This window comes from Gracilibacillus salitolerans (assembly GCF_009650095.1).
In the GTDB taxonomy this organism is placed as follows: Bacteria; Bacillota; Bacilli; order Bacillales; family Amphibacillaceae; genus Gracilibacillus; species Gracilibacillus salitolerans.
This window is the reverse complement of sequence record NZ_CP045915.1, coordinates 3,120,297-3,141,075: the sequence shown is the minus strand read 5'-3', so window position 1 is coordinate 3,141,075 and position 20,779 is coordinate 3,120,297. Positions and strand designations below refer to the sequence as shown.

The 20,779-nt window shown below is 36.4% G+C and carries 16 protein-coding genes and 1 pseudogene; 14 read left to right on the top strand and 3 right to left on the bottom strand.

Going from position 1 to position 20,779, the window contains the following annotated elements:
- The first annotated feature begins 92 nt into the window (after window positions 1-92).
- The 7 genes from dnaE (at window position 93) to GI584_RS15115 (ending at window position 10,127) form a co-directional block, all read left to right on the top strand.
- Window positions 93-3,380: a DNA polymerase III subunit alpha gene (dnaE, locus tag GI584_RS15145; protein ID WP_153791729.1), complete on the top strand. Its 3,288-nt coding sequence runs from the start codon at window positions 93-95 to the stop codon at window positions 3,378-3,380.
- An 88-nt stretch (window positions 3,381-3,468) separates the two neighbouring features.
- Window positions 3,469-4,032, top strand: a complete 564-nt coding sequence (locus GI584_RS15140) for a FadR/GntR family transcriptional regulator (RefSeq protein ID WP_153791728.1) — start codon at window positions 3,469-3,471, stop codon at window positions 4,030-4,032.
- A gap of 56 nt (window positions 4,033-4,088) precedes the next feature.
- Window positions 4,089-4,967, top strand: coding sequence for an acetyl-CoA carboxylase, carboxyltransferase subunit beta (gene accD, locus GI584_RS15135; RefSeq protein WP_194842007.1), 879 nt, complete (start codon window positions 4,089-4,091; stop codon window positions 4,965-4,967).
- The gene (gene accA, locus GI584_RS15130) at window positions 4,945-5,919 is read left to right on the top strand and encodes an acetyl-CoA carboxylase carboxyl transferase subunit alpha (RefSeq protein ID WP_100359934.1); all 975 of its coding nucleotides are present in this window, start codon (window positions 4,945-4,947) and stop codon (window positions 5,917-5,919) included. The genes accD and accA overlap by 23 nt, the downstream gene beginning before the upstream one ends.
- A 746-nt stretch (window positions 5,920-6,665) precedes the next feature.
- On the top strand, window positions 6,666-7,625 hold the full coding sequence (pfkA, locus tag GI584_RS15125) for a 6-phosphofructokinase (RefSeq protein WP_100359935.1): 960 nt from the start codon (window positions 6,666-6,668) through the stop codon (window positions 7,623-7,625).
- A 61-nt stretch (window positions 7,626-7,686) separates the two neighbouring features.
- Window positions 7,687-9,447 carry a pyruvate kinase gene (gene pyk / locus GI584_RS15120; RefSeq protein WP_100359936.1) on the top strand — a complete coding sequence of 587 codons (1,761 nt, stop codon included), beginning with the start codon at window positions 7,687-7,689 and terminating at the stop codon, window positions 9,445-9,447.
- A 287-nt stretch (window positions 9,448-9,734) separates the two neighbouring features.
- Window positions 9,735-10,127 carry an FxsA family protein gene (locus GI584_RS15115; RefSeq protein ID WP_100359937.1) on the top strand — a complete coding sequence of 131 codons (393 nt, stop codon included), beginning with the start codon at window positions 9,735-9,737 and terminating at the stop codon, window positions 10,125-10,127.
- On the opposite strand, the gene ytvI is transcribed toward GI584_RS15115, so the two are convergent.
- Entirely contained in the window at window positions 10,108-11,232 is a 1,125-nt protein-coding gene (gene ytvI / locus GI584_RS15110) for a sporulation integral membrane protein YtvI (protein ID WP_194842006.1), read from the bottom strand. The two genes, GI584_RS15115 and ytvI, sit on opposite strands and share 20 nt — an antisense overlap.
- Window positions 11,233-11,325: 93 nt before the next feature.
- Between ytvI and GI584_RS15105 the strand changes: the two genes are divergently transcribed.
- The 4 genes from GI584_RS15105 (at window position 11,326) to GI584_RS15090 (ending at window position 15,648) form a co-directional block, all read left to right on the top strand.
- Window positions 11,326-11,796 (top strand): DUF441 domain-containing protein, encoded by a 471-nt coding sequence (locus tag GI584_RS15105; protein ID WP_100359939.1) that lies wholly within the window; start codon window positions 11,326-11,328, stop codon window positions 11,794-11,796.
- A 179-nt stretch (window positions 11,797-11,975) separates the two neighbouring features.
- Window positions 11,976-13,091 (top strand): citrate synthase, encoded by a 1,116-nt coding sequence (citZ, locus tag GI584_RS15100; RefSeq protein ID WP_153791726.1) that lies wholly within the window; start codon window positions 11,976-11,978, stop codon window positions 13,089-13,091.
- Window positions 13,092-13,147: 56 nt separating this feature from the next.
- Window positions 13,148-14,413, top strand: coding sequence for an NADP-dependent isocitrate dehydrogenase (icd, locus tag GI584_RS15095; RefSeq protein WP_100359941.1), 1,266 nt, complete (start codon window positions 13,148-13,150; stop codon window positions 14,411-14,413).
- A 560-nt stretch (window positions 14,414-14,973) separates the two neighbouring features.
- A complete protein-coding gene (locus tag GI584_RS15090; RefSeq protein WP_153791725.1) occupies window positions 14,974-15,648 on the top strand; it encodes a YesK family protein in 675 nt (224 codons plus the stop codon).
- Window positions 15,649-15,858: 210 nt separating this feature from the next.
- Here the strand turns inward: GI584_RS15090 and GI584_RS15085 are convergent, their stop codons facing one another.
- On the bottom strand, window positions 15,859-17,097 hold the full coding sequence (locus GI584_RS15085) for an IS110 family RNA-guided transposase (RefSeq protein ID WP_153790542.1): 1,239 nt from the start codon (window positions 17,095-17,097) through the stop codon (window positions 15,859-15,861).
- Between the two features lie 437 nt (window positions 17,098-17,534).
- On the opposite strand from GI584_RS15085, the gene GI584_RS15080 reads away from it, so the two are divergent.
- Both GI584_RS15080 and GI584_RS15075 read left to right on the top strand, forming a co-directional pair.
- Complete coding sequence (locus tag GI584_RS15080; RefSeq protein ID WP_153791724.1) at window positions 17,535-18,017, top strand: hypothetical protein; 483 nt, start codon at window positions 17,535-17,537, stop codon at window positions 18,015-18,017.
- A 136-nt stretch (window positions 18,018-18,153) separates the two neighbouring features.
- Entirely contained in the window at window positions 18,154-18,324 is a 171-nt protein-coding gene (locus GI584_RS15075) for a hypothetical protein (RefSeq protein WP_153791723.1), read from the top strand.
- 202 nt (window positions 18,325-18,526) lie between these two features.
- On the opposite strand, the gene GI584_RS15070 is transcribed toward GI584_RS15075, so the two are convergent.
- Window positions 18,527-19,765: an IS110 family RNA-guided transposase gene (locus tag GI584_RS15070; RefSeq protein ID WP_153790542.1), complete on the bottom strand. Its 1,239-nt coding sequence runs from the start codon at window positions 19,763-19,765 to the stop codon at window positions 18,527-18,529.
- Between the two features lie 349 nt (window positions 19,766-20,114).
- Here GI584_RS15070 and dfr point away from each other — a divergent pair.
- A pseudogene (gene dfr, locus GI584_RS15065) lies at window positions 20,115-20,608 on the top strand (DfrD/DfrG/DfrK family trimethoprim-resistant dihydrofolate reductase).
- Window positions 20,609-20,779 lie beyond the last annotated feature (171 nt).

The following is a 20,779-nucleotide window of genomic DNA, read 5'->3' as shown; positions in this document are numbered from 1 at the left end:
GTCCAGTATATGTTTACTAACTTACAAGTTGTAGAAGGTCTGATATAATAAAGGGATAAAACATTTGATCGCATCATCTAGGAGGTGAGAATATGTCGCATTCTTCTGCACTGCAAATCAAAAGTGGCTACTCATTAATGAATAGCACGGTTCAAATAGCACCATTGGTAAATCAGGCGAAAAGCTATGGCTATCAGCACCTTGCGTTGACGGATGAAGGGGTCATGCATGGAGCGATCCCTTTTTATCAAGCATGTAAGAAGGCAGGAATAAATCCGATCATCGGACTTTCTTATCAAGTCGAAATTAATGAACGTTTGGTTGAAGTCATCGCTTTAGCGAAAAATGTAATAGGTTATCAGCATTTGTTGCAGTTAAGTACAGCAATGCAGCATGGTAAAAAAGTAACCGTTGAAATGCTGAAGAACTACGATGAATCTCTTTTTACTATTTTGCCTGCTGACCAATGGCAGGTAGAACAAATAGAGACGAATCTACAACAAATCAGAACGGATTATCATTTAGAAAATATTTATCTTGGTGTATCAGAAAATATGACCAATTACCGGGACATGCTGGAACAATTGGATATCAAAATAGTGGCAATGTCAGATGTAAAATACTTAAACAAATTAGAAGTGGCTGCTTATAGTTGTTTGCGTGCGATTGATCAAGGTGTAAAATGGAACCAGAAAATGCTTGAGGAAATAGAAGGTACATATTTAAGAACGCCAGACGAACTTGAAATAGCGTTCCAGAAATGGCCTGAGTTACTGACAGAAGCTAATCAACTAGCAGAACAATGTTACATTGAGCTCCCCTTAGAACAAAGGTTATTACCCAAATATCCGGTCCCGAGTGGTATCCATGCCGACCAGTTTTTAGAGGAATTATGTAAAAAAAGTTTACCTGATAAATATCCACAAGTGACCGAAGAAATTGCAGAACGTCTCCATTATGAAATTGACGTAATACAATCAATGGGATTCAGTGATTATTTTCTGATTGTTTGGGACTTTGTTCATTATGCGAAAGAAAATCAAATTATGGTGGGACCAGGTCGTGGATCTGCAGCTGGTTCACTTGTAGCATATCTTTTAGGGATTACAGATGTAGACCCAATTAAATATGATTTGTTATTTGAACGATTTTTAAACCCGGATCGTGTTACCATGCCTGATATCGATATTGACTTTTCAGACGAGAAGAGAGATCAGGTGATTCGTTATGTTGTAGATAAATATGGTACAGATCATGTGGCACAAATCATCACTTTTGGTACATTTGCGACGCGCTCTTTATTACGGGAGCTTTTTAAAGTATTGGACATTCATGATAATGATCAGGCTTATATTTTAAAATCATTGCCCAAAGATAGTAACAGTACCATTGCGGCAATGTTAAAGCAAACACCAGAATTGACAGAGTATGTCAAACAATCGGAACAATTGAAAAGACTATTTAAAATCGCCAACCAACTAGAAGGGCTACCACGACATGTTTCGACACACGCGGCTGGTGTTATTATCAGTGATCAAGAGATGACACGTCATGTAGCAACCATTCCATCTCAAAATAATGTCGCATTAACCCAATATCCTATGAACGATTTGGAGAAAATCGGTTTATTAAAAATCGATTTTCTTGGATTACGTAACTTGACCTTAATTGAAAAGATTTTAAAACAAATTGAATATCATGATAAGTATTCTATTTCCTTGAGAAACATACCTTTTGATGATGAAAATACCTATAAACTATTACAAAAAGGTGAAACAAACGGTATTTTTCAACTCGAGTCACAGGGAATGCAAAAAGTTTTACGAGAATTACGTCCCACAAATTTTGAAGATATTGTAGCAGTAAATGCTTTGTACCGACCAGGTCCCATGGAGTTTATTCCAACCTATATCGAACGTAAAAATAAGACGAAGGAGATCCCTCATCTTCATCCTGATTTAGCCTCCATATTGGAAAAAACATATGGTGTGCTCGTCTATCAAGAACAAATTATGCAAATTGTTCATGAAATGGCTGGTTTTACATATGGTGAAGCAGATATTCTCAGAAGGGCAGTAAGTAAGAAAGATAAAACACTTTTAATAGATAATAAACAAAAATTTATCAATGGAAGTCTGGAAAATGGGTATAATAGCAGAACTGCTGAAGAAGTTTTCGATTGGATTGTTCGTTTCTCTAATTATGGATTTAACAGAAGTCATGCTGTTGCCTATAGTGTCATTGCCTACCAATTAGCCTACTTAAAAGCTAATTACCCGGTGGCATTCTTTATTGAAATGTTAAGCATGCATATGGGAAACTCCGAAAAAATACAGATTTATTTGCGAGAAGCTAAAAGCAGAAACATTGCGATTTTACCACCATCCATTAATCAGAGTATTGGTAAATTCAAAGCTGAAAAAGGCAGTATCAGAATTGGTTTAAACATTATAAAAGGTATAGGATTTCAAGCTGTACAAACGATATTAGATGCACGAAAGAATCAACGTTTTAAAAATTTATTTGATTTTTGTCTACGGGTACCACTGCAAAAAATCAACCGGTCGATTATTGAATCGCTGATTTTAGCTGGTGCATTCGATGAACTGCATGACAATCGTGCTACCCTATTAGCAAGTCTTGATGAAGCAATGGAGCAAGGAGAGTTATTTAGAGAGTTTGATGACCAGATTCATTTCTTTGAGGGTGATTTGGCATTAGATGTTTCTTATACCGAGACAGACCCATATCCGATTATGAAGCAACTGATGATGGAGAAAGAAGTGGTAGGATTCTTTGTATCCACTCATCCACTAGCCCAGGTACGTGATAAAATACGCAAGTATGGATATGTTTCGATCCAGCAAGCACAGTACTTAAAACAGAAAAAGATAAAAATGGCTGCGGTGGTTCAATCTCTAAAAATCATTCGAACTAAAAAAGGAGAAACAATGGCTTTTGCAACGATCTCGGATGAATCAGATGAAATCGACACGGTATTATTTCCAAAAATATTCCGACAAGTTAATCATTGGCTCGAAGAAGACAGTTTTGTGTTTGTAGAAGGAAAATTAGAAGAACGAAATGAAAAAAAACAACTGCTTGTTAATGATATCCAACCATATCAATTGGAAGAGAAGCAATTAACAACAGACAGTGTTTATATCAAAGTAGCTGATGAAAATGAGGAGCTATTAGAGAAATTGGAAGAATTGGCAACGAAATATCCAGGCTCCTCTACTGTCTTTCTTTATCAAGAAAAGCAGCGACAATTATTTAAATTAGCGAGCAACTATAATCTAGATAGTGCATGGAATGTCATCAAAGAATTAAAACAATACTTTGGAGAGGACAATGTAGTGATTAGGCATTCTACATAGAAGGGTGCCTCTTTACATCATTTATTGATCTGATATAATGTAATAGTTAATTGGTCTGACCAGTAAAGATGGTAACAGGGGGAAAGTGATGTCAGAGCGCATTAAAGTGTATCAGCAAGTGCTAAGCGAAATTCAACGTCTTATCAAAGAAGCTGGGTACTTACCTGGAGATAAGTTGCCTTCAGAAAGACAGTTATCCGTGCAATTAGATGCGGCTAGATCCTCTGTTAGAGAAGCTTTAAGAGCCATTGAATTATTAGGGATTATCGAAACAAGGCAAGGGGAAGGTACTTATTTACGAGATTATCAAACCTACCATGCCGTAGAATTGTTAGCTTCATTCGTCTTACAAGATTCTCAGACACAAGAAGAATTGCAGCAAGCGATAAAAGTGTTGGAAAAGCACGTTTTATCCGTTGATTCGATTTCAGACCAACAATTACAACGATTGATAGAGATTTTAGATGACCCATCTTTATCAAAAGAGGAAAAACGCCATCGCTTTTTTCTTGTCTTTTTTAAAGCAAATGGTAATCATCTTTTGTTTAAAATGTGGCGTTTGATGCAAGATTTTTCAGAGTATGTTGAGCAAGCTGATTACCCTGATCAATATTATTATGATATGGTAAAAAAATACAAAGAAAACAATTGAATAAGAAATTTTAGTTTCGAATACATTGTAGTGTAATGAAGAAGGAGGAATCTTCCTTGTTGAAAGATTTGTTTGGAAAAAAGAAGAAATACGCATCCATCCCTGGTGAGAATGGCAAAAAAGACGTACCGGAAGGTTTGATGCAAAAATGTGGCGGTTGCAAAAAAATATTTTATCAGAAAGAACTATATAAAAATTTAAATGTTTGTCCGGAGTGTGGACACCATCATCAAATTTCTTCATTTGACCGTATAAAAAGTTTATTTGATGAAGACAGCTTTGTGGAATGGGATGAGGGTTTATTATCACATAATCCGCTTCAGTTTCCTCAATATGAAGAAAAACTAGAAAAAGATAGAGAAAAAACAGGCTTAAATGAAGCTGTTGTTACAGGTGAAGGCAAAATACACGAGATCAGAACCGCGGTTGCTATCATGGATTCCCGCTTTAGAATGGGAAGTATGGGATCTGTTGTAGGTGAGAAAATCGCTAGAGCAATTGAACGAGCACGTGAAGAAAAAATGCCGATCATTATTTTTACAGCATCAGGTGGAGCTCGTATGCAGGAAGGGATATTAAGCCTTATGCAGATGGCCAAAACATCGATTGCCATTGAACGTTTGCATAGGGAAAATGGCTTATTTATTTCTGTGATGACAAACCCTACTACGGGTGGAGTATCTGCTAGCTTTGCTTCGATCGGCGATTACAATTTCGCAGAGCCAGGAGCATTAATCGGTTTTGCTGGAAGACGAATTATCGAACAAACCATTCGGGAAAAACTACCGAAAGATTTTCAAACTGCTGAATTTCAGTTGAAACACGGACAAGTTGATAAAGTAATCCCTCGCGGGGAGATGCGAGATACGTTAGGAACGATATTGGACATCCATGGATTTGGAGGTGACACCATTGAAACAAGTACTGGAGTTTGAGAAGCCTGTTATTGAGTTACGTGAAAAAATTGAAGAATTAAAAGCTATGACAGAAAATAGTGATATTGATTTATCGGATGAAATTAGCAAAATGGAAGATCGGCTAGCTAACTTAGAAAATGATATTTACGGAAAGTTACAACCGTGGGATCGTGTACAAATCGCTCGTCATGCAGAACGTCCAACGTCATTAGACTATATTGAGCAATTATTTACTAATTTTATTGAATTTCATGGGGATCGTTTATTTGGGGATGACGAAGCGATTGTTGCAGGTATCGCAAAATATAAAGGAAAACCTGTAACGATTATTGGACAACAACGCGGGAAAAATACGAAAGATAACATCAAGCGTAACTTTGGTAGCCCACACCCTGAAGGGTACCGTAAAGCGCTACGTCATATGAAACAAGCTGAAAAGTTTAACCGACCAATCATATCATTTATTGATACGAAAGGTGCTTATCCAGGAAAAGCGGCAGAAGAGCGAGGACAAAGTGAAGCCATTGCAAGAAATTTGATGGAGATGGCTGGAATAAGAGTACCAATAATTTGTATGGTAATCGGTGAAGGTGGAAGTGGCGGTGCGTTAGGTATAGGGGTAGGAGACAGAATTCACATGTTAGAGAACTCTACTTATTCTGTTATCTCGCCAGAAGGTGCAGCCGCATTGCTTTGGAAAGATTCAGGACAAGCAGAAAGAGCTGCGAAATCGTTGAAAATAACAGCCCCGGATTTAAAAGAATTAAATGTTATTGATGAGGTCATACCAGAACCACTCGGTGGTGCACATCGCGATATGGTAACTCAAGCATTAAATATCAGTAAAGTATTAGATGAATCATTACAAGAATTAGAAGTAGAAAATGAAACATCGCTATTAGACAAACGCTGGGAAAAATACAAACAAATCGGTGAAGTTCAATCATCAATAAATAAAGTAGAAGTATAAATATAAACCTCTCCAGCTCAGGAGGGGTTTTTTCTAATAACACGTGTAAATTGGAGCAGAAAATACATAAACTGCGAAGTTAGATTTACTTTCTTCCATTCCGAATTTTGATGAGTGCTACCATTCGCTCTGGCAGAACGCTCCGCTTCAGCTAACTTTGCAAAGTGGATCTTCAGCTTTCGCTGTCCCACAGGAGTCTCCGCATTCTGCCTACGGTTATTTTAGTGTACTGATTATGAAAAGGAGAGAATTCATGGAACTATATTCATGTGCTTTCCTGTTGCATTATTAGAAAGCTATACTAAGCTGCGGAAAAATGCGACACTCCTGAGGGAATAGCGCGAGCCGAAGATCCACTTGGTGAAGCGATTTCTTCATCAAGTTAGCTGAGGCCGTGCCCCTGGAAAGGGAGTATTTTTCCGCAGCGACGAATTAGCACTTAACTTTAAAAGAATGGAAGAAAGCTATACTAAACAGACTTTTCACTAGTTCGCAGCAGTTATCTTTATCGAATTAAACAAAGCAAAATCGGGATTTTTTTGTATTTAATAAACAATCATTGATAGGTAAAAAAAACAAAAAAACTTTCAATGTTGAGAGAAATACGCTAAAATTATATTGTTTAGGGGTGAGTTTCGTTTTTATTTCATGTATAATCTTAGGTGGAATACCTATATAGTTTAAAAGAGAGAAAAGATGGGGAAAAATGATGTAGGACAATTTATTTTGTTAACGAGGTGATTTATTTGAAAAAAATTGGTGTATTAACTAGTGGTGGAGATGCACCGGGGATGAATGCAGCAGTTCGTGCGGTTGTACGTAAAGCAATCTATCATGAATTAGAAGTTTATGGCGTTTATAACGGATATGAAGGTCTTATGGAAGGTAATATTAAGAAAATGGAACTAGGTTCTGTCGGCGACATTATCCAACGAGGAGGAACTATTCTGTACTCTGCTCGTTCAGAAGAGTTTAAGACAGATGCTGGTCAACAAAAAGCAATTGAGAAAATGAGGAAAATTGGAATAGAGGGACTCATTGTCATCGGTGGAGATGGGTCATTTCGTGGTGCAGAAAAACTAACGCAAAAAGGTTTCCCATGCATTGGTGTTCCAGGTACTATTGATAATGATATTCCAGGCACTGATTATACAATTGGCTTTGATACAGCTTTAAATACAATCGTCAATGCAGTAGATAAAATTCGTGATACAGCTACCTCACACGAACGTACATATGTAATTGAAGTAATGGGAAGAGATGCTGGTGACTTAGCGTTATGGGCAGGTCTTGCAAATGGTGCCGAAAGTGTTATCATCCCGGAACAAGAAGAAAGCTTCGAGAGTGTTGTAGGTAAGTTGAAACGTGGTCAAGAACGTGGTAAAAAACATAGTATTATCATTCTTGCAGAAGGCGTTGGCAGTGGTGTTGAATATGGAAAACGTATTGAAGAAGAGACACAAATGGACACACGTGTAACGGTCCTAGGTCATATTCAACGTGGCGGTTCACCTTCAGGATATGACCGTGTATTAGCAAGTCGATTAGGTGCAAAAGCAGTAGACCTATTAATGGACGGAATCGGTGGGCGCATGGTTGGGATTGAAAATAATATAGTTGTTGACCATGATATAACAGAAGTTTTAACTGAAAAACATGCTGTAAACATGAATATGTATAAATTAGCAAATCAACTTTCTATTTAATTTAGCAAATATCGTAATATATTAGTCGCATAGGATAGAGATGATCGAAGGAGGAAGCAAAATGAGAAGAACTAAAATCGTTTGTACGATTGGACCAGCATCAGAAGCAGAAGAAAAATTAGAACAACTAATCAAGGCAGGGATGAATGTTGCCCGTTTAAACTTTTCTCATGGAGATTTTGATGAGCATGGAGCAAGAATTAATAACATACGTAATGTTGCAAAAAAATTAGGGAAAACAGTTGCTATTTTATTAGATACAAAAGGTCCTGAAATTCGTACAGGAACTTTAAAAGACGGGAAAGCCGATATTGTTAAAGGGAATACCGTATATGTCACAATGGATGAAATTGAAGGAAATGCTGAGCGTATTTCAGTAACCTATCCTCAATTAATTCATGATGTTGAAGTCGGTTCTAAATTATTATTAGATGATGGCTTAATAGCACTAGAAGTAACAGAAATTCTTAAAGATAACAATGAATTAAAAACTGTTGCGCTAAATTCTGGTTTATTAAAAAATAAAAAAGGTGTTAATGTTCCGAACGTAAGTGTAAATCTTCCAGGTATCACGGATAAAGATGCAGCTGACATTAAATTTGGTATTGAGCAAGGCGTTGATTTTATTGCCGCTTCCTTTGTTCGTCGTGCATCTGATGTGTTGGAAATTAGAGGATTATTGGAAGAACATAATGCAACACAAATTCAAATCATTCCTAAAATAGAGAACCAAGAAGGTGTCGATAATTTAGATGCCATTCTCCAGGTAAGTGATGGTTTAATGGTTGCACGTGGTGATTTAGGTGTTGAAATTCCGCCAGAGGATGTACCACTTGTTCAAAAAGAAATGATTTATAAATGTAACAATGCTGGTAAGCCAGTCATTACAGCAACGCAAATGCTTGATTCCATGCAACGTAACCCAAGACCAACAAGAGCAGAAGCTTCAGACGTTGCGAATGCGATTTTAGATGGAACAGACGCGATTATGCTTTCAGGTGAGACAGCTGCTGGTGATTATCCAATTGAAGCAGTGGATACAATGAGTAATATTGCGAAAAAAGCAGAAACAGCTATTGATCATAAAGCAATGCTTGACCTTCGCTCGAAAGCATCTGATGTGACGATCACAGATGCGATTAGTCAATCTGTTAACCATTCAGCAATGAACCTAAATGTTGATGCTATTTTAACTCCAACTGTTAGTGGTTTTACTGCTCGTATGATATCAAAATATCGTCCGGAATCACCAATTATTGCCGTTACATTTGATGAGCAAGTAAGTAGAAGATTAGCGCTGGTCTGGGGTGTCGAAACAATTGTTGGTACACTTGCACATACTACAGACGACGTATTAGAAGAAGCGATTGAACAAGGATTGAAAACAAACCACTTCAAGCGCGGTGACCGTGTAATTATCACTGCTGGTGTTCCTGTTGGCGAAAGTGGAACGACTAACCTGCTGAAAGTCCATGTAATTGGTGATGTGTTAGCTAAAGGACAAGGTGTAGGTAAAGGCAGTACTTACGGACGTGCGATTATTTGTAAAGATGCAGAAGAGGCAAAGCTAAAAGTACAGCAAGATGACATTATCATTACTTATGGCACAGATAAAGATATGATGCCATCTATCGAGAAAGCAGGGGGAATCATCACGGAAGAAGGCGGTTTGACTTCCCATGCGGCAGTTGTAGGACTGAGTTTAGGTATTCCTGTTATTGTAGGTGTTGAGAGAGCACTTGAATTAATTAGTGATGGACAAGATATCACTATTGATGCGCAAAAAGGTGATATTTACGCTGGTCATGCTAGTGTTTTATAAAAATGGAGAATTAGAGAAGAAGCTTGCCTTCTTCTCTCTTTTTAACTATAGAAAAGAAAGTAGATAGTATGAGAAAACTAAGGCATTCGCTAGTGCTTGGCGATTAGCCAAATTTTCTTTATCACGGCGCAAACCGTCCGTAAGCCCGCATATCAAGCGAGTATTTCAATGAAGCGTGGGGGATAACGGACGCTAACTTCAACTTCCTGATAAGTTTCGCAAGCCTAGTTGGGGTCAAAAAGCCCCATTGATGGAAGTCTCACTTTATCTAAAAAAGGGTGATATATATGTTTCGATGGTTACTTTTATTTATTTTGGTAGTTCCGGCATTAGAAATTGGTATATTTGTTTGGGCTGGTGGCTATATCGGGCCATGGTGGCTTATTCTATTGATTATATTAACTGGAGTACTTGGTGCTTGGTTAGCTAAGCAGCAAGGTTTAGAAACGTTAAGAAAGGCACAAGAATCAATGAGCATGGGATATCCGCCACAAGACTCCATTTTTGACGGAATTTGTATTTTAATAGGTGGAGTCGTACTTTTAACCCCAGGGTTTATAACAGATGCCATCGGTTTTTGTCTGTTAATCCCTTTTACCAGAAGGCCATTTAAAAATATGTTTCAAAACATTGCACGTAAATGGATGGATAGTGGAAGATTTACGATTTATCGACGCTAAAACGGTTATGCTTAATGTATTGCCAAAGTATGTAGAACAGATTGGCTTCACTACATGCTTTTCCAACAAATAAGATAGCGGGACCTAGCCATATTCCTTTCACACCAAATAATTGAAAGCCTAAATAGATGGCGAGAATTGTTAAGATTGGATGAATACCTAAAGCATTGGAAACAATTTTAGGTTCCAAAATTTGCCTTTGCAGAATAACGAATAAATAAAGCGAAAACAAGCAAATTGCCAAGGTCGTTTCTCCTGTCATAAATAAATATAAACTCCATGGTACAAAAATGATTCCAGTTCCTAAAATAGGTAACAGATCTACTAATGCCATAAAAAGAGCTATCGTAAAAGCGTGTTTTATTTGAAATAGGTTTAATCCGAGAAGGATAATGGTGAAAGTAATGGATATCAGTAATAACTGTGCTTTTAAATACCTTATAACCTTTGATTTTATTTGTTTGGAGACAGTTGTTGCAATTTGGATGTATGATAACGGGATTTTTTTAGAAACATATTGATAGAACTTGTCCCAATCTTTACAGATGAAAAAAGTACACAAGAATGAAAATATTAAAATAGTAACAGATCCGGGTAGACTGGATACTTGGTTTCCAACCCAGTTCAATATTATTTCTAATAAATAGGCGATTTGATCGGCAATACTTATACTGATTTCGGCTAATTGTTCTTCAATAATAGAATGCTGTTCTTCAGGCAGACTATGGATATATTGATTCGCTTTTTGAATGAGCGGTTGGATCCATTGATTAAAATGGTTAATAGACTGTTCCAGCAAAAAGCGGAGATTATCCGGAATCCATTTCGTTAAATAAACAATACCTTGTAATAATTCCAAACCAATATAAAAAAGTGACAATATAGTACTAATGATAGCGATTAATATACCCAATAGACAACTGAGAACATAAGGGATTTTTAAATGATTATGCATCAATTGAATAACTGGATATAAAAGAATGGCAAATATACAAGCTAAAAAGAATGGAAATAGAAATTGAATGATTAGATATATAGTTAATAATAGCATGGAAAGAATGGCGATAAGGTAAAAAATTCTTAATGACATTTGCTTGGTTAGCATATTGAAATCTCCTTTAAAATCAGAGGTTATTTTTTTAAAATCAGGCACTTTGTGATAAGATAAACATTGGTTAGAAGCAGTGGAGGACATGTTATGTTAAGTAGTTCAACGATTTTCTTACTCATATTATTTTTATTGGGATACATTGCTAAAAACCAGGCAATTATGGTAGCAGTATACATACTTTTTGGAATGAAATTATTAAAAATCGATGATAAGCTTTTTCCATACATACAAGACAAAGGGATTGGCTGGGGTGTTATCATCATAACGGTTGCAGTTCTTATTCCGATTGCAACCGGCGATATAGGTTTCAAAGACTTAGTACAAAGTGTAAAATCCTACCACGCCTGGGTGGCACTAATTGCTGGTATGTTCGTAGCAGTCGTTGCAAAACATGGGCTTTCATTGTTGGCGAATGACCCTGAAATTACTACTGCACTGGTAATAGGAACTATCATCGCTGTTGTAGTGTTCCAAGGTGTTGCTGTAGGTCCACTAATTGGTGCAGGAATTGCATATGTTATTATCAGAATGCTTGATGCACTTCCATTTATTAAGTAAGGAAAGGTAATACAAGCTATGACAGAAAACAAGATTATATGATAAATTTTAATCGTTTTCATTTACTATCTTTTTTTGTTTGTTTATAATAGGCATGGGGATGTTCAAAAGCACCATTATTTTTATCGCTTTGACGATAGAAGTAAAAGCAATTTGGATAAGAAAAGGAGAGGGATGTTATGTCAACAACGAAAGGACTTGAAGGGATAGTAGCAGCAGAGTCAAAGGTAAGTTCCATTATTGATGACCAGCTTACATATGTCGGTTATACGATTGATGACTTGGCAGAGAATGCTAGCTTTGAAGAAGTTGTCTTTTTATTATGGAATAAAAGGCTTCCAAACAAGGAAGAGTTAGCTGAGCTGGAAAAAGACTTATTCGAAAATATGACACTACCAGATGGAGTAGTAGAACATTTTAAGTCTTATGATATACATAATGTTCATCCAATGGCTGCTCTAAGAACAGCTGTTTCACTACTTGGATTATATGATCCGGAAGCTGATGAGATGACTGATGAGGCCAATAATCGTAAAGCTGTCCGCCTGCAAGCAAAGGTAGCTTCTGTTGTAACTGCTTTTTCTCGTATTCGCGATGGAAAGGATATCATACAACCGAAACAAGGCTTAAGCTATGCAGCAAACTTCCTTTATATGCTAAATGGAAAAGAGCCAAGTGACTTAGAAACAGAAGCGATTAACAAGGCATTAGTACTTCATGCAGACCATGAATTAAATGCATCAACATTCACTTCACGTGTATGTGTTGCGACGTTGTCTGATATTTATTCAGGTATTACTGCTGCAATCAGTGCGCTTAAAGGACCGCTTCATGGTGGTGCTAATGAGCGTGTAATGGAAATGCTGCTTGAAATCGGTGAAGTCGATAATGCGATTCCATATGTGAAAGAAAGAATGGCTAATAAAGAAAAGATCATGGGGATGGGCCACCGTGTTTACAAAAATGGTGACCCGCGTGCGAAACATTTGAAGAAAATGTCCAAAGAATTAACAGCACGTCAAGGAACGGAAAAATGGTATGATATGTCCGTGAAGATAGAAGAATATATTAAAGCGGAAAAAGGCTTACCAGCCAATGTTGATTTCTACTCCGCTTCGGTGTACCATAGTTTAGGGATTAAACATGATCTTTACACTCCAATTTTTGCGATGAGTCGTTTCTCAGGTTGGATTGCACATATTTTAGAACAATATGAGAACAACCGTTTAATCAGACCACGTGCAGAATATGTAGGTCCACAAAAACAAGTATATGTGGATATTAATCAACGTTAACCATTTTCTTTTTGAAAATGATATAAATATTAATGAATCTAGGAGGAATTTGAATTATGGGTCAAAAAATTACTGTAGAAAATGGTGTTGTGCAAACACCTGATAAACCAGTCATTCCTTTTATTGAAGGGGACGGAACTGGTCCAGATATTTGGGCAGCATCTAGTCGTGTACTAGAGGCAGCTGTTGAAAAAGCTTATAATGGTGAAAAAGGTATTGAATGGAAAGAAGTTCTTGCTGGTCAAAAAGCATATGACCAAACTGGTGAATGGCTACCAGAAGAAACGCTTGATGCAATTCGTGAATATAAAATTGCGATTAAAGGACCTCTTACAACACCAATCGGTGGAGGTATCCGTTCCTTAAACGTAGCACTTCGTCAAAAGTTAGATCTATTTACTTGTTTACGTCCAGTTCGCTGGTTTGAAGGTGTGCCATCTCCAGTTAAGCGTCCTGAAGATACAGATATGGTAATCTTCCGTGAAAACACAGAGGACATCTATGCTGGTATCGAATGGCAAGAAGGCTCAGAGGAAGTGAAAAAAGTAATCGACTTCCTACAAAAAGAAATGGGCGTTGAGAACATTCGTTTCCCTGAAACTTCTGGACTAGGTGTAAAACCAGTGTCTAAAGAAGGTACTACTCGTCTTGTTCGTGCTGCAATTGATTACGCAATTAATGAAGGACGTAAAAGTGTTACTTTAGTACATAAGGGTAACATTATGAAATTTACAGAAGGTGCCTTCAAAAACTGGGGCTATGAATTAGCAGAAAAAGAATATGGTGACAAAGTATTTACATGGGCTGAATATGATAAAATCGTTGAAGAAAAAGGCCGTGAAGCAGCGGATAAAGCTCAAGCTGATGCGGAAGCAGCTGGTCGTATCATCGTAAAAGATGCAATTGCGGATATTTTCTTACAACAAATTCTTACTCGTCCAAAAGAATTTGATGTAGTTGCGACAATGAACTTAAATGGTGACTATGTATCAGATGCACTTGCTGCACAGGTTGGTGGTATTGGTATTGCACCAGGTGCAAACATCAACTATGAATCAGGTCACGCTATTTTTGAAGCAACACACGGTACTGCACCTAAGTATGCTGGTCTTGATAAAGTAAACCCATCTTCTGTAATTCTTTCAGGTGTATTAATGCTTGAACATCTTGGATGGAGAGAAGCTGGTGAATTAATCCTTAAGTCAATGGACAAAACTATCGGTTCAAAAGTTGTAACATATGACTTCGCACGTCTAATGGATGGTGCTACAGAAGTAAAATCTTCTGAGTTTGCAGATGAATTAATCAAAAATATGGACTAATGATAAAGCACCGGATAAACTCCGGTGCTTTTGTATTTTTGTCCTATCAGTAAATCCTACGCAAATTGGATAATCTGTGAAGTAATTTTTCTATAGAATTTTCACTTTCATTATGAAGGAGTCTAGATTATTTATTTTTTGGAATAATGGCAAGGAAAGCTGTTTTAATCATAGTAGGGGAGTCAAACATTATTTTTGACAATAAGTTGTAACAACTTTGATCAAAAATACTGTATTGACATGCAGTGTTTTTTTGTTTCATAATCGGTCCAGATTGAAGAATAATTTCTACATCCAGTATTGGATATTTTTATTAAAATACAAATGACTTTGTGAAAAAATTTACTTAAACTAACTGGCAGGTTACTTGAAAATAAAGGATTAAAATAAAACAGGTAGTTTGGAGGTCCAATTCCCTTGTTTTTTGTATGACCTTTCAATATTGGAACTGATTGGGTTAGTCAATTCGGATTACTATTTAATTTAATTATAAAGGTACTCGCTATTGTCATTCTATATTTAAACGATATTTTCAATTATTATAGATTGGAGATGTTTATATGGTATTTTTAATCATGTTAGGTGGTATTGTTTTAGGTTCGATTATTTTTATGTTTACTTTTATAGTATCTAAAAGAAATGGTAAGTATTATTTAGCACCAATGGTGACATTTCTTTTTTCTATTCTCGTTACAGCATATGGCTTTATTGTGATTCGAGGTTTTGAAGGTATGGCATACGGTTTCTTAGCAGCAGGATTTTTAATGGTTAGTATTGTTGGTACACTTCTTTTGCCATTATTAGTGCGTAGGAGGGAACCACAGGAATTTAAGAAATTTGATAAAATCTTTCTTACCATCCTGCCAATTCTATTTTTTGCGACGATTGGGTTGGTTATCTATTCTGATCAAGGTTACTGGATTATTGATAAAGGAGAAACAACATACAAAGAAGATGCTGGAAGGGATGAAAGTTATTATAGGACTTCCACTATTTCGGAAGGTAAAAAACAAGTAACGCTCAGATTAGGCGAAAAATATTTAGGAAAAGAAATTGTAGTTGAAAGTGTAAGTAAATGGGGGCCGACTGAAATCACTGTTAAAATTGTTGAAGGTGGGGATAAGGGTAAAACTCCTTACATAATGATAGGCTTAGATGAAATAAGAGAACCTTTAAAGGTGCAAACAACAGATGGACTTGTTTTTGAACCCATTACGAATAAGGTAAGCAATTAACTTATCGAATTTCATACATTATTTTGACTAATCTGGGGTTATAAAGGAACATTGTGAAGTAGTGTACTTAAAGTAAACCAGCTAATAGTTTGTCAATATTTTTCAATAAAAAAATTAAAATACCCATGATATACTAAAAAAGAACATGCTAAATAACCTTCCTATTAGTTGTAATTGGAAGGATTTGTTGTATTTAGTTAGATATAGTTTCTAAGCTATATCTTGGAAAGTAGTTCTGCTTTTTAGTAAAGCGTAAATCCAATGTAAGAGCTTGTTAACACATGCAATAACTGCTACTCTAAAGGGTTTTCCTTCTTCACGTTTTTTATCGTAAAACTCTCTTAATCTTTTATTGCGTGCCATGATATCATCTGTTGTCTTCTTTTTACGAGAATCTCGAATACCACTTTGGACCGCCATATATAAGGCATGGCGAAGTCTATTGGATCCTCGTTTAGTAATTCGATTAACGGATGCCGTAAACTTACCAGAGGAATAAACACTTGGATCTACTCCAGCAAATGCAACGAGCTTTTTGGCATCATTGAACCTATCTATCTCTCCAACTTCAGAAATAATCGTGCCGGCGATTTTTTCTCCGATACCAGGGATAGACTGGAGTATATGATATTCTTCAATTTCATTAGCGAGGGCATCTATTTCAGTCGCAATTTTCGATAGATGCTCTTGGTATTGAAGAACAATCGTCACCAACACCTCAAGATTAAAGATATGACTCTCGTATAAGTTTTTCTTAAATGGATTACGAAGAGCTGCATCTCTTAGTTTCTGTGCTTTTTCTATTGCCCAGAGGTCGGAACGACTCTTACATAACGCACCAATCCTGTCTGCTAATTCTCTTTCACTCATCTTCAAAACTGCCTCAGATGTTGGGAATTCAAGTAAAGTAAGCAACGAAACCTTAGAATATAAACTACCAAATACACCTCTATATTCTGGAAATACCTGATCCATCAAAGAGTGCAGCTGCAACTTAGTTTTTGCGGATATTTCTGCAATGCTTTCCTGTTGTCTAGTAAGATTGCGAAGGTTTAATAGCTGAATGCCTCGCTTTTTATAAGGTTCTAATTCTTCTTTATAAAACAGCTCACAAAGGTGATAGGCATCCACAGCATCTGTTTTAACCTTACGCAGACTTGAACTTTTGGCACGATGTGAAATGAGAGGATTTACTATAATATAAACATACTGTTGTTCCTCCAAAAATTGAATAACGGGAGTATGATAGTGACCAGTTGACTCTAGAACTACCGAAGGTGGATTGCCATTAGCTGCGTCTTCAACTTCTTCAAGAAATTCTAGTAAGTTACCTAGTCCATTAAGATCATGCTTAATACTAAAGCTTTTACGATATGGTTTACCTTTATCTAAAAAAGCTTGGAGCTGACTTTCCCCTTTTGAAACATCCAGACCAACGACTGGATTCATAGAATATCTCCTCCTAGAATAATAAATTAGTCGGTATCCCCTAAAGGCTTCTTGTAATGTCATAGGTTCGCTTGTTAAACGGGATCTATTGTCCCAACCAGCCTGAAACATGTTTATACAAGTAGGGGGTGAACAGTTTAGCTAACGGGATCGAGTCCCACGGGTGCGACGTTCTACCCCGACTACCGTTATAATAAGACCATATAAAAAAAGGTCAACCAGAAAATAAAGGATACTCTTTAAATATCTGGCTAACCTTATATTACGAACGGGTGCGTTTCTTCAAGAAAGCAAGTGCTCTGTCTACTGTCTTATTGAAGTAATGAAGCAGTAATGTGGAATAAGGAAATAGCAAATCCAAATACTTGTATAAAACTTCATCATTATACACAATTTAAAAAGCGTCAAATATTATAATTAAAGGGGAAGATAAATAAATGGAAAAGTTTATCCAAAACATGGATTTGTCAGCTAAAGGTATATGGCTTCCAATTATTTTAGGAGTAATTGCTTTGGCTTATATGCTTTTCATGCCAAAACGATTGAGTTGGAGAGAAATTTACTTTACATTTGGTGTGGGAGCTTTTCTATCGGTAACAGTAGATATAGTTATAATGGGGAGTATACTAGATGCTTTCGATTTAGGTGACGCTAAAAAAGAAGGTATTGGCGATTTAATGAGTTATGGAGTCGCTGCGCCTTGTTTCGCTGTAATATTTCTAAATTATTTTAAACAGGAAAAGAAATGGATGTATGTTATTCTTTTTACACTTATTTCTTTATTGTCTGAGTGGCTACTTGTTCAAGTTGGATTCATGAAGTTAAAGTGGTGGCAAACTTGGTGGTCTATCCCGGTATATATTGCTATATTTGGATTTTGGCTACCTTGGCATTTAAGGTTAATTCGAAAAGAATACTAGTGATGTCATGTTATTCAAGTAATAGTGGGCAATAGAGTGTCGCCCATAAACCTATACATTTAGTTTCTGATAGAACCAAAAATTTGAATCACCAGGGATTGCTAAACCAACTGAAGAGCCTTTTGATGTTGAAAATATGTTAAATTTATTAACGAAATCAAGTGGAAATTTGGTAAATATTCTTCATGCAATCGATGATAAGTCTGTCCTATCTAAAAAAGCAACGAAACATCTCGCATTTGGTGAATTATATTTAGAACAATGGGTTGAATTACTATACTTACATGAGCAAAGACATATTGAATAAATTAAAGATATAAAGTTATCTAACTCTTATGATTGATAGGTGTTTGTGAAGAGTTTCACTTAAGCTAAACCAGCTAATAGTTTGTCAATATTTTTCAATAAAAAAATTAAAATACCCATGATATACTAAAAAAGAACATGCTAAATAACCTTCCTATTAGTTGTAATTGGAAGGATTTGTTGTATTTAGTTAGATATAGTTTCTAAGCTATATCTTGGAAAGTAGTTCTGCTTTTTAGTAAAGCGTAAATCCAATGTAAGAGCTTGTTAACACATGCAATAACTGCTACTCTAAAGGGTTTTCCTTCTTCACGTTTTTTATCGTAAAACTCTCTTAATCTTTTATTGCGTGCCATGATATCATCTGTTGTCTTCTTTTTACGAGAATCTCGAATACCACTTTGGACCGCCATATATAAGGCATGGCGAAGTCTATTGGATCCTCGTTTAGTAATTCGATTAACGGATGCCGTAAACTTACCAGAGGAATAAACACTTGGATCTACTCCAGCAAATGCAACGAGCTTTTTGGCATCATTGAACCTATCTATCTCTCCAACTTCAGAAATAATCGTGCCGGCGATTTTTTCTCCGATACCAGGGATAGACTGGAGTATATGATATTCTTCAATTTCATTAGCGAGGGCATCTATTTCAGTCGCAATTTTCGATAGATGCTCTTGGTATTGAAGAACAATCGTCACCAACACCTCAAGATTAAAGATATGACTCTCGTATAAGTTTTTCTTAAATGGATTACGAAGAGCTGCATCTCTTAGTTTCTGTGCTTTTTCTATTGCCCAGAGGTCGGAACGACTCTTACATAACGCACCAATCCTGTCTGCTAATTCTCTTTCACTCATCTTCAAAACTGCCTCAGATGTTGGGAATTCAAGTAAAGTAAGCAACGAAACCTTAGAATATAAACTACCAAATACACCTCTATATTCTGGAAATACCTGATCCATCAAAGAGTGCAGCTGCAACTTAGTTTTTGCGGATATTTCTGCAATGCTTTCCTGTTGTCTAGTAAGATTGCGAAGGTTTAATAGCTGAATGCCTCGCTTTTTATAAGGTTCTAATTCTTCTTTATAAAACAGCTCACAAAGGTGATAGGCATCCACAGCATCTGTTTTAACCTTACGCAGACTTGAACTTTTGGCACGATGTGAAATGAGAGGATTTACTATAATATAAACATACTGTTGTTCCTCCAAAAATTGAATAACGGGAGTATGATAGTGACCAGTTGACTCTAGAACTACCGAAGGTGGATTGCCATTAGCTGCGTCTTCAACTTCTTCAAGAAATTCTAGTAAGTTACCTAGTCCATTAAGATCATGCTTAATACTAAAGCTTTTACGATATGGTTTACCTTTATCTAAAAAAGCTTGGAGCTGACTTTCCCCTTTTGAAACATCCAGACCAACGACTGGATTCATAGAATATCTCCTCCTAGAATAATAAATTAGTCGGTATCCCCTAAAGGCTTCTTGTAATGTCATAGGTTCGCTTGTTAAACGGGATCTATTGTCCCAACCAGCCTGAAACATGTTTATACAAGTAGGGGGTGAACAGTTTAGCTAACGGGATCGAGTCCCACGGGTGCGACGTTCTACCCCGACTACCGTTATAATAAGACCATATAAAAAAAGGTCAACCAGAAAATAAAGGATACTCTTTAAATATCTGGCTAACCTTATATTACGAACGGGTGCAAGAGTGGAACAAGGAATTTCAATAGAAATAATAAATTACATGGTAAAATAGCTAAAAAAGGCTGTGTGATAAATGAAAGTTTCTTTAATTGTTGCGGTGGATAAGAATAGAGTGATTGGTAAAGAGAATGACATTCCTTGGAGAATTCCTAAAGACTGGGATTATGTTAAATATACAACAAAGGGATATCCAATTATATTAGGTAGGAAGAACCTGGAATCAATTGGGAGGTTTTACCCAACAGAAGGAATATTATTATGACGAGAGACAAGGGGTTTATCTTTGATGGATGTGAAATCGCCCATTCATTAGAAGTTGTTTTTGAGTTATGTAAAAACGAAGAAGAGATTTTTATTTTCGGAGGAGAACATATTTATAATTTGTTTTTCCCCTATGTTGAGAAGATGTATATCACAAAAATACATCATGAATTCGAAGGAGGTACTTTTTTCCCAGAAGTAAATTATGAGGAATGGAATGAAGTATCTGTCCAAAAAGGGATCAAGGATGATAATAATCCGTATAACTACTATTTTCATGTATATGAAAAAAATTTGTTGAATTAACGGGGCTTTCCTTGAATAAGGAGTTGCATCCTTGTTCCACTAACTGGCAGTAGATTTGAAGAAAGAATCATTTTGGTTGAAGTGTGAATTCTGACTAAGATGAATGGCTTATCCCAAAGTATTCATTTTTACATTAGGTGGAAAGTAATTAGAACATTTTCAGAAGTTGGA

What these genes read in the sequence shown, in the direction of transcription:
- dnaE (WP_153791729.1), top strand. Translation starts at nt 93, where the DNA reads ATGTCGCATTCTTCTGCACTGCAAATCAAAAGTGGCTACTCATTAATG.
- GI584_RS15140 (WP_153791728.1), top strand. Translation starts at nt 3,469, where the DNA reads ATGTCAGAGCGCATTAAAGTGTATCAGCAAGTGCTAAGCGAAATTCAA.
- pyk (WP_100359936.1), top strand. Translation starts at nt 7,687, where the DNA reads ATGAGAAGAACTAAAATCGTTTGTACGATTGGACCAGCATCAGAAGCA.
- GI584_RS15115 (WP_100359937.1), top strand. Translation starts at nt 9,735, where the DNA reads ATGTTTCGATGGTTACTTTTATTTATTTTGGTAGTTCCGGCATTAGAA.
- ytvI (WP_194842006.1), bottom strand. Translation starts at nt 11,232, where the DNA reads ATGCTAACCAAGCAAATGTCATTAAGAATTTTTTACCTTATCGCCATT.
- GI584_RS15105 (WP_100359939.1), top strand. Translation starts at nt 11,326, where the DNA reads ATGTTAAGTAGTTCAACGATTTTCTTACTCATATTATTTTTATTGGGA.
- citZ (WP_153791726.1), top strand. Translation starts at nt 11,976, where the DNA reads ATGTCAACAACGAAAGGACTTGAAGGGATAGTAGCAGCAGAGTCAAAG.
- icd (WP_100359941.1), top strand. Translation starts at nt 13,148, where the DNA reads ATGGGTCAAAAAATTACTGTAGAAAATGGTGTTGTGCAAACACCTGAT.
- GI584_RS15090 (WP_153791725.1), top strand. Translation starts at nt 14,974, where the DNA reads ATGGTATTTTTAATCATGTTAGGTGGTATTGTTTTAGGTTCGATTATT.
- GI584_RS15085 (WP_153790542.1), bottom strand. Translation starts at nt 17,097, where the DNA reads ATGAATCCAGTCGTTGGTCTGGATGTTTCAAAAGGGGAAAGTCAGCTC.
- GI584_RS15080 (WP_153791724.1), top strand. Translation starts at nt 17,535, where the DNA reads ATGGAAAAGTTTATCCAAAACATGGATTTGTCAGCTAAAGGTATATGG.
- GI584_RS15075 (WP_153791723.1), top strand. Translation starts at nt 18,154, where the DNA reads ATGTTAAATTTATTAACGAAATCAAGTGGAAATTTGGTAAATATTCTT.
- GI584_RS15070 (WP_153790542.1), bottom strand. Translation starts at nt 19,765, where the DNA reads ATGAATCCAGTCGTTGGTCTGGATGTTTCAAAAGGGGAAAGTCAGCTC.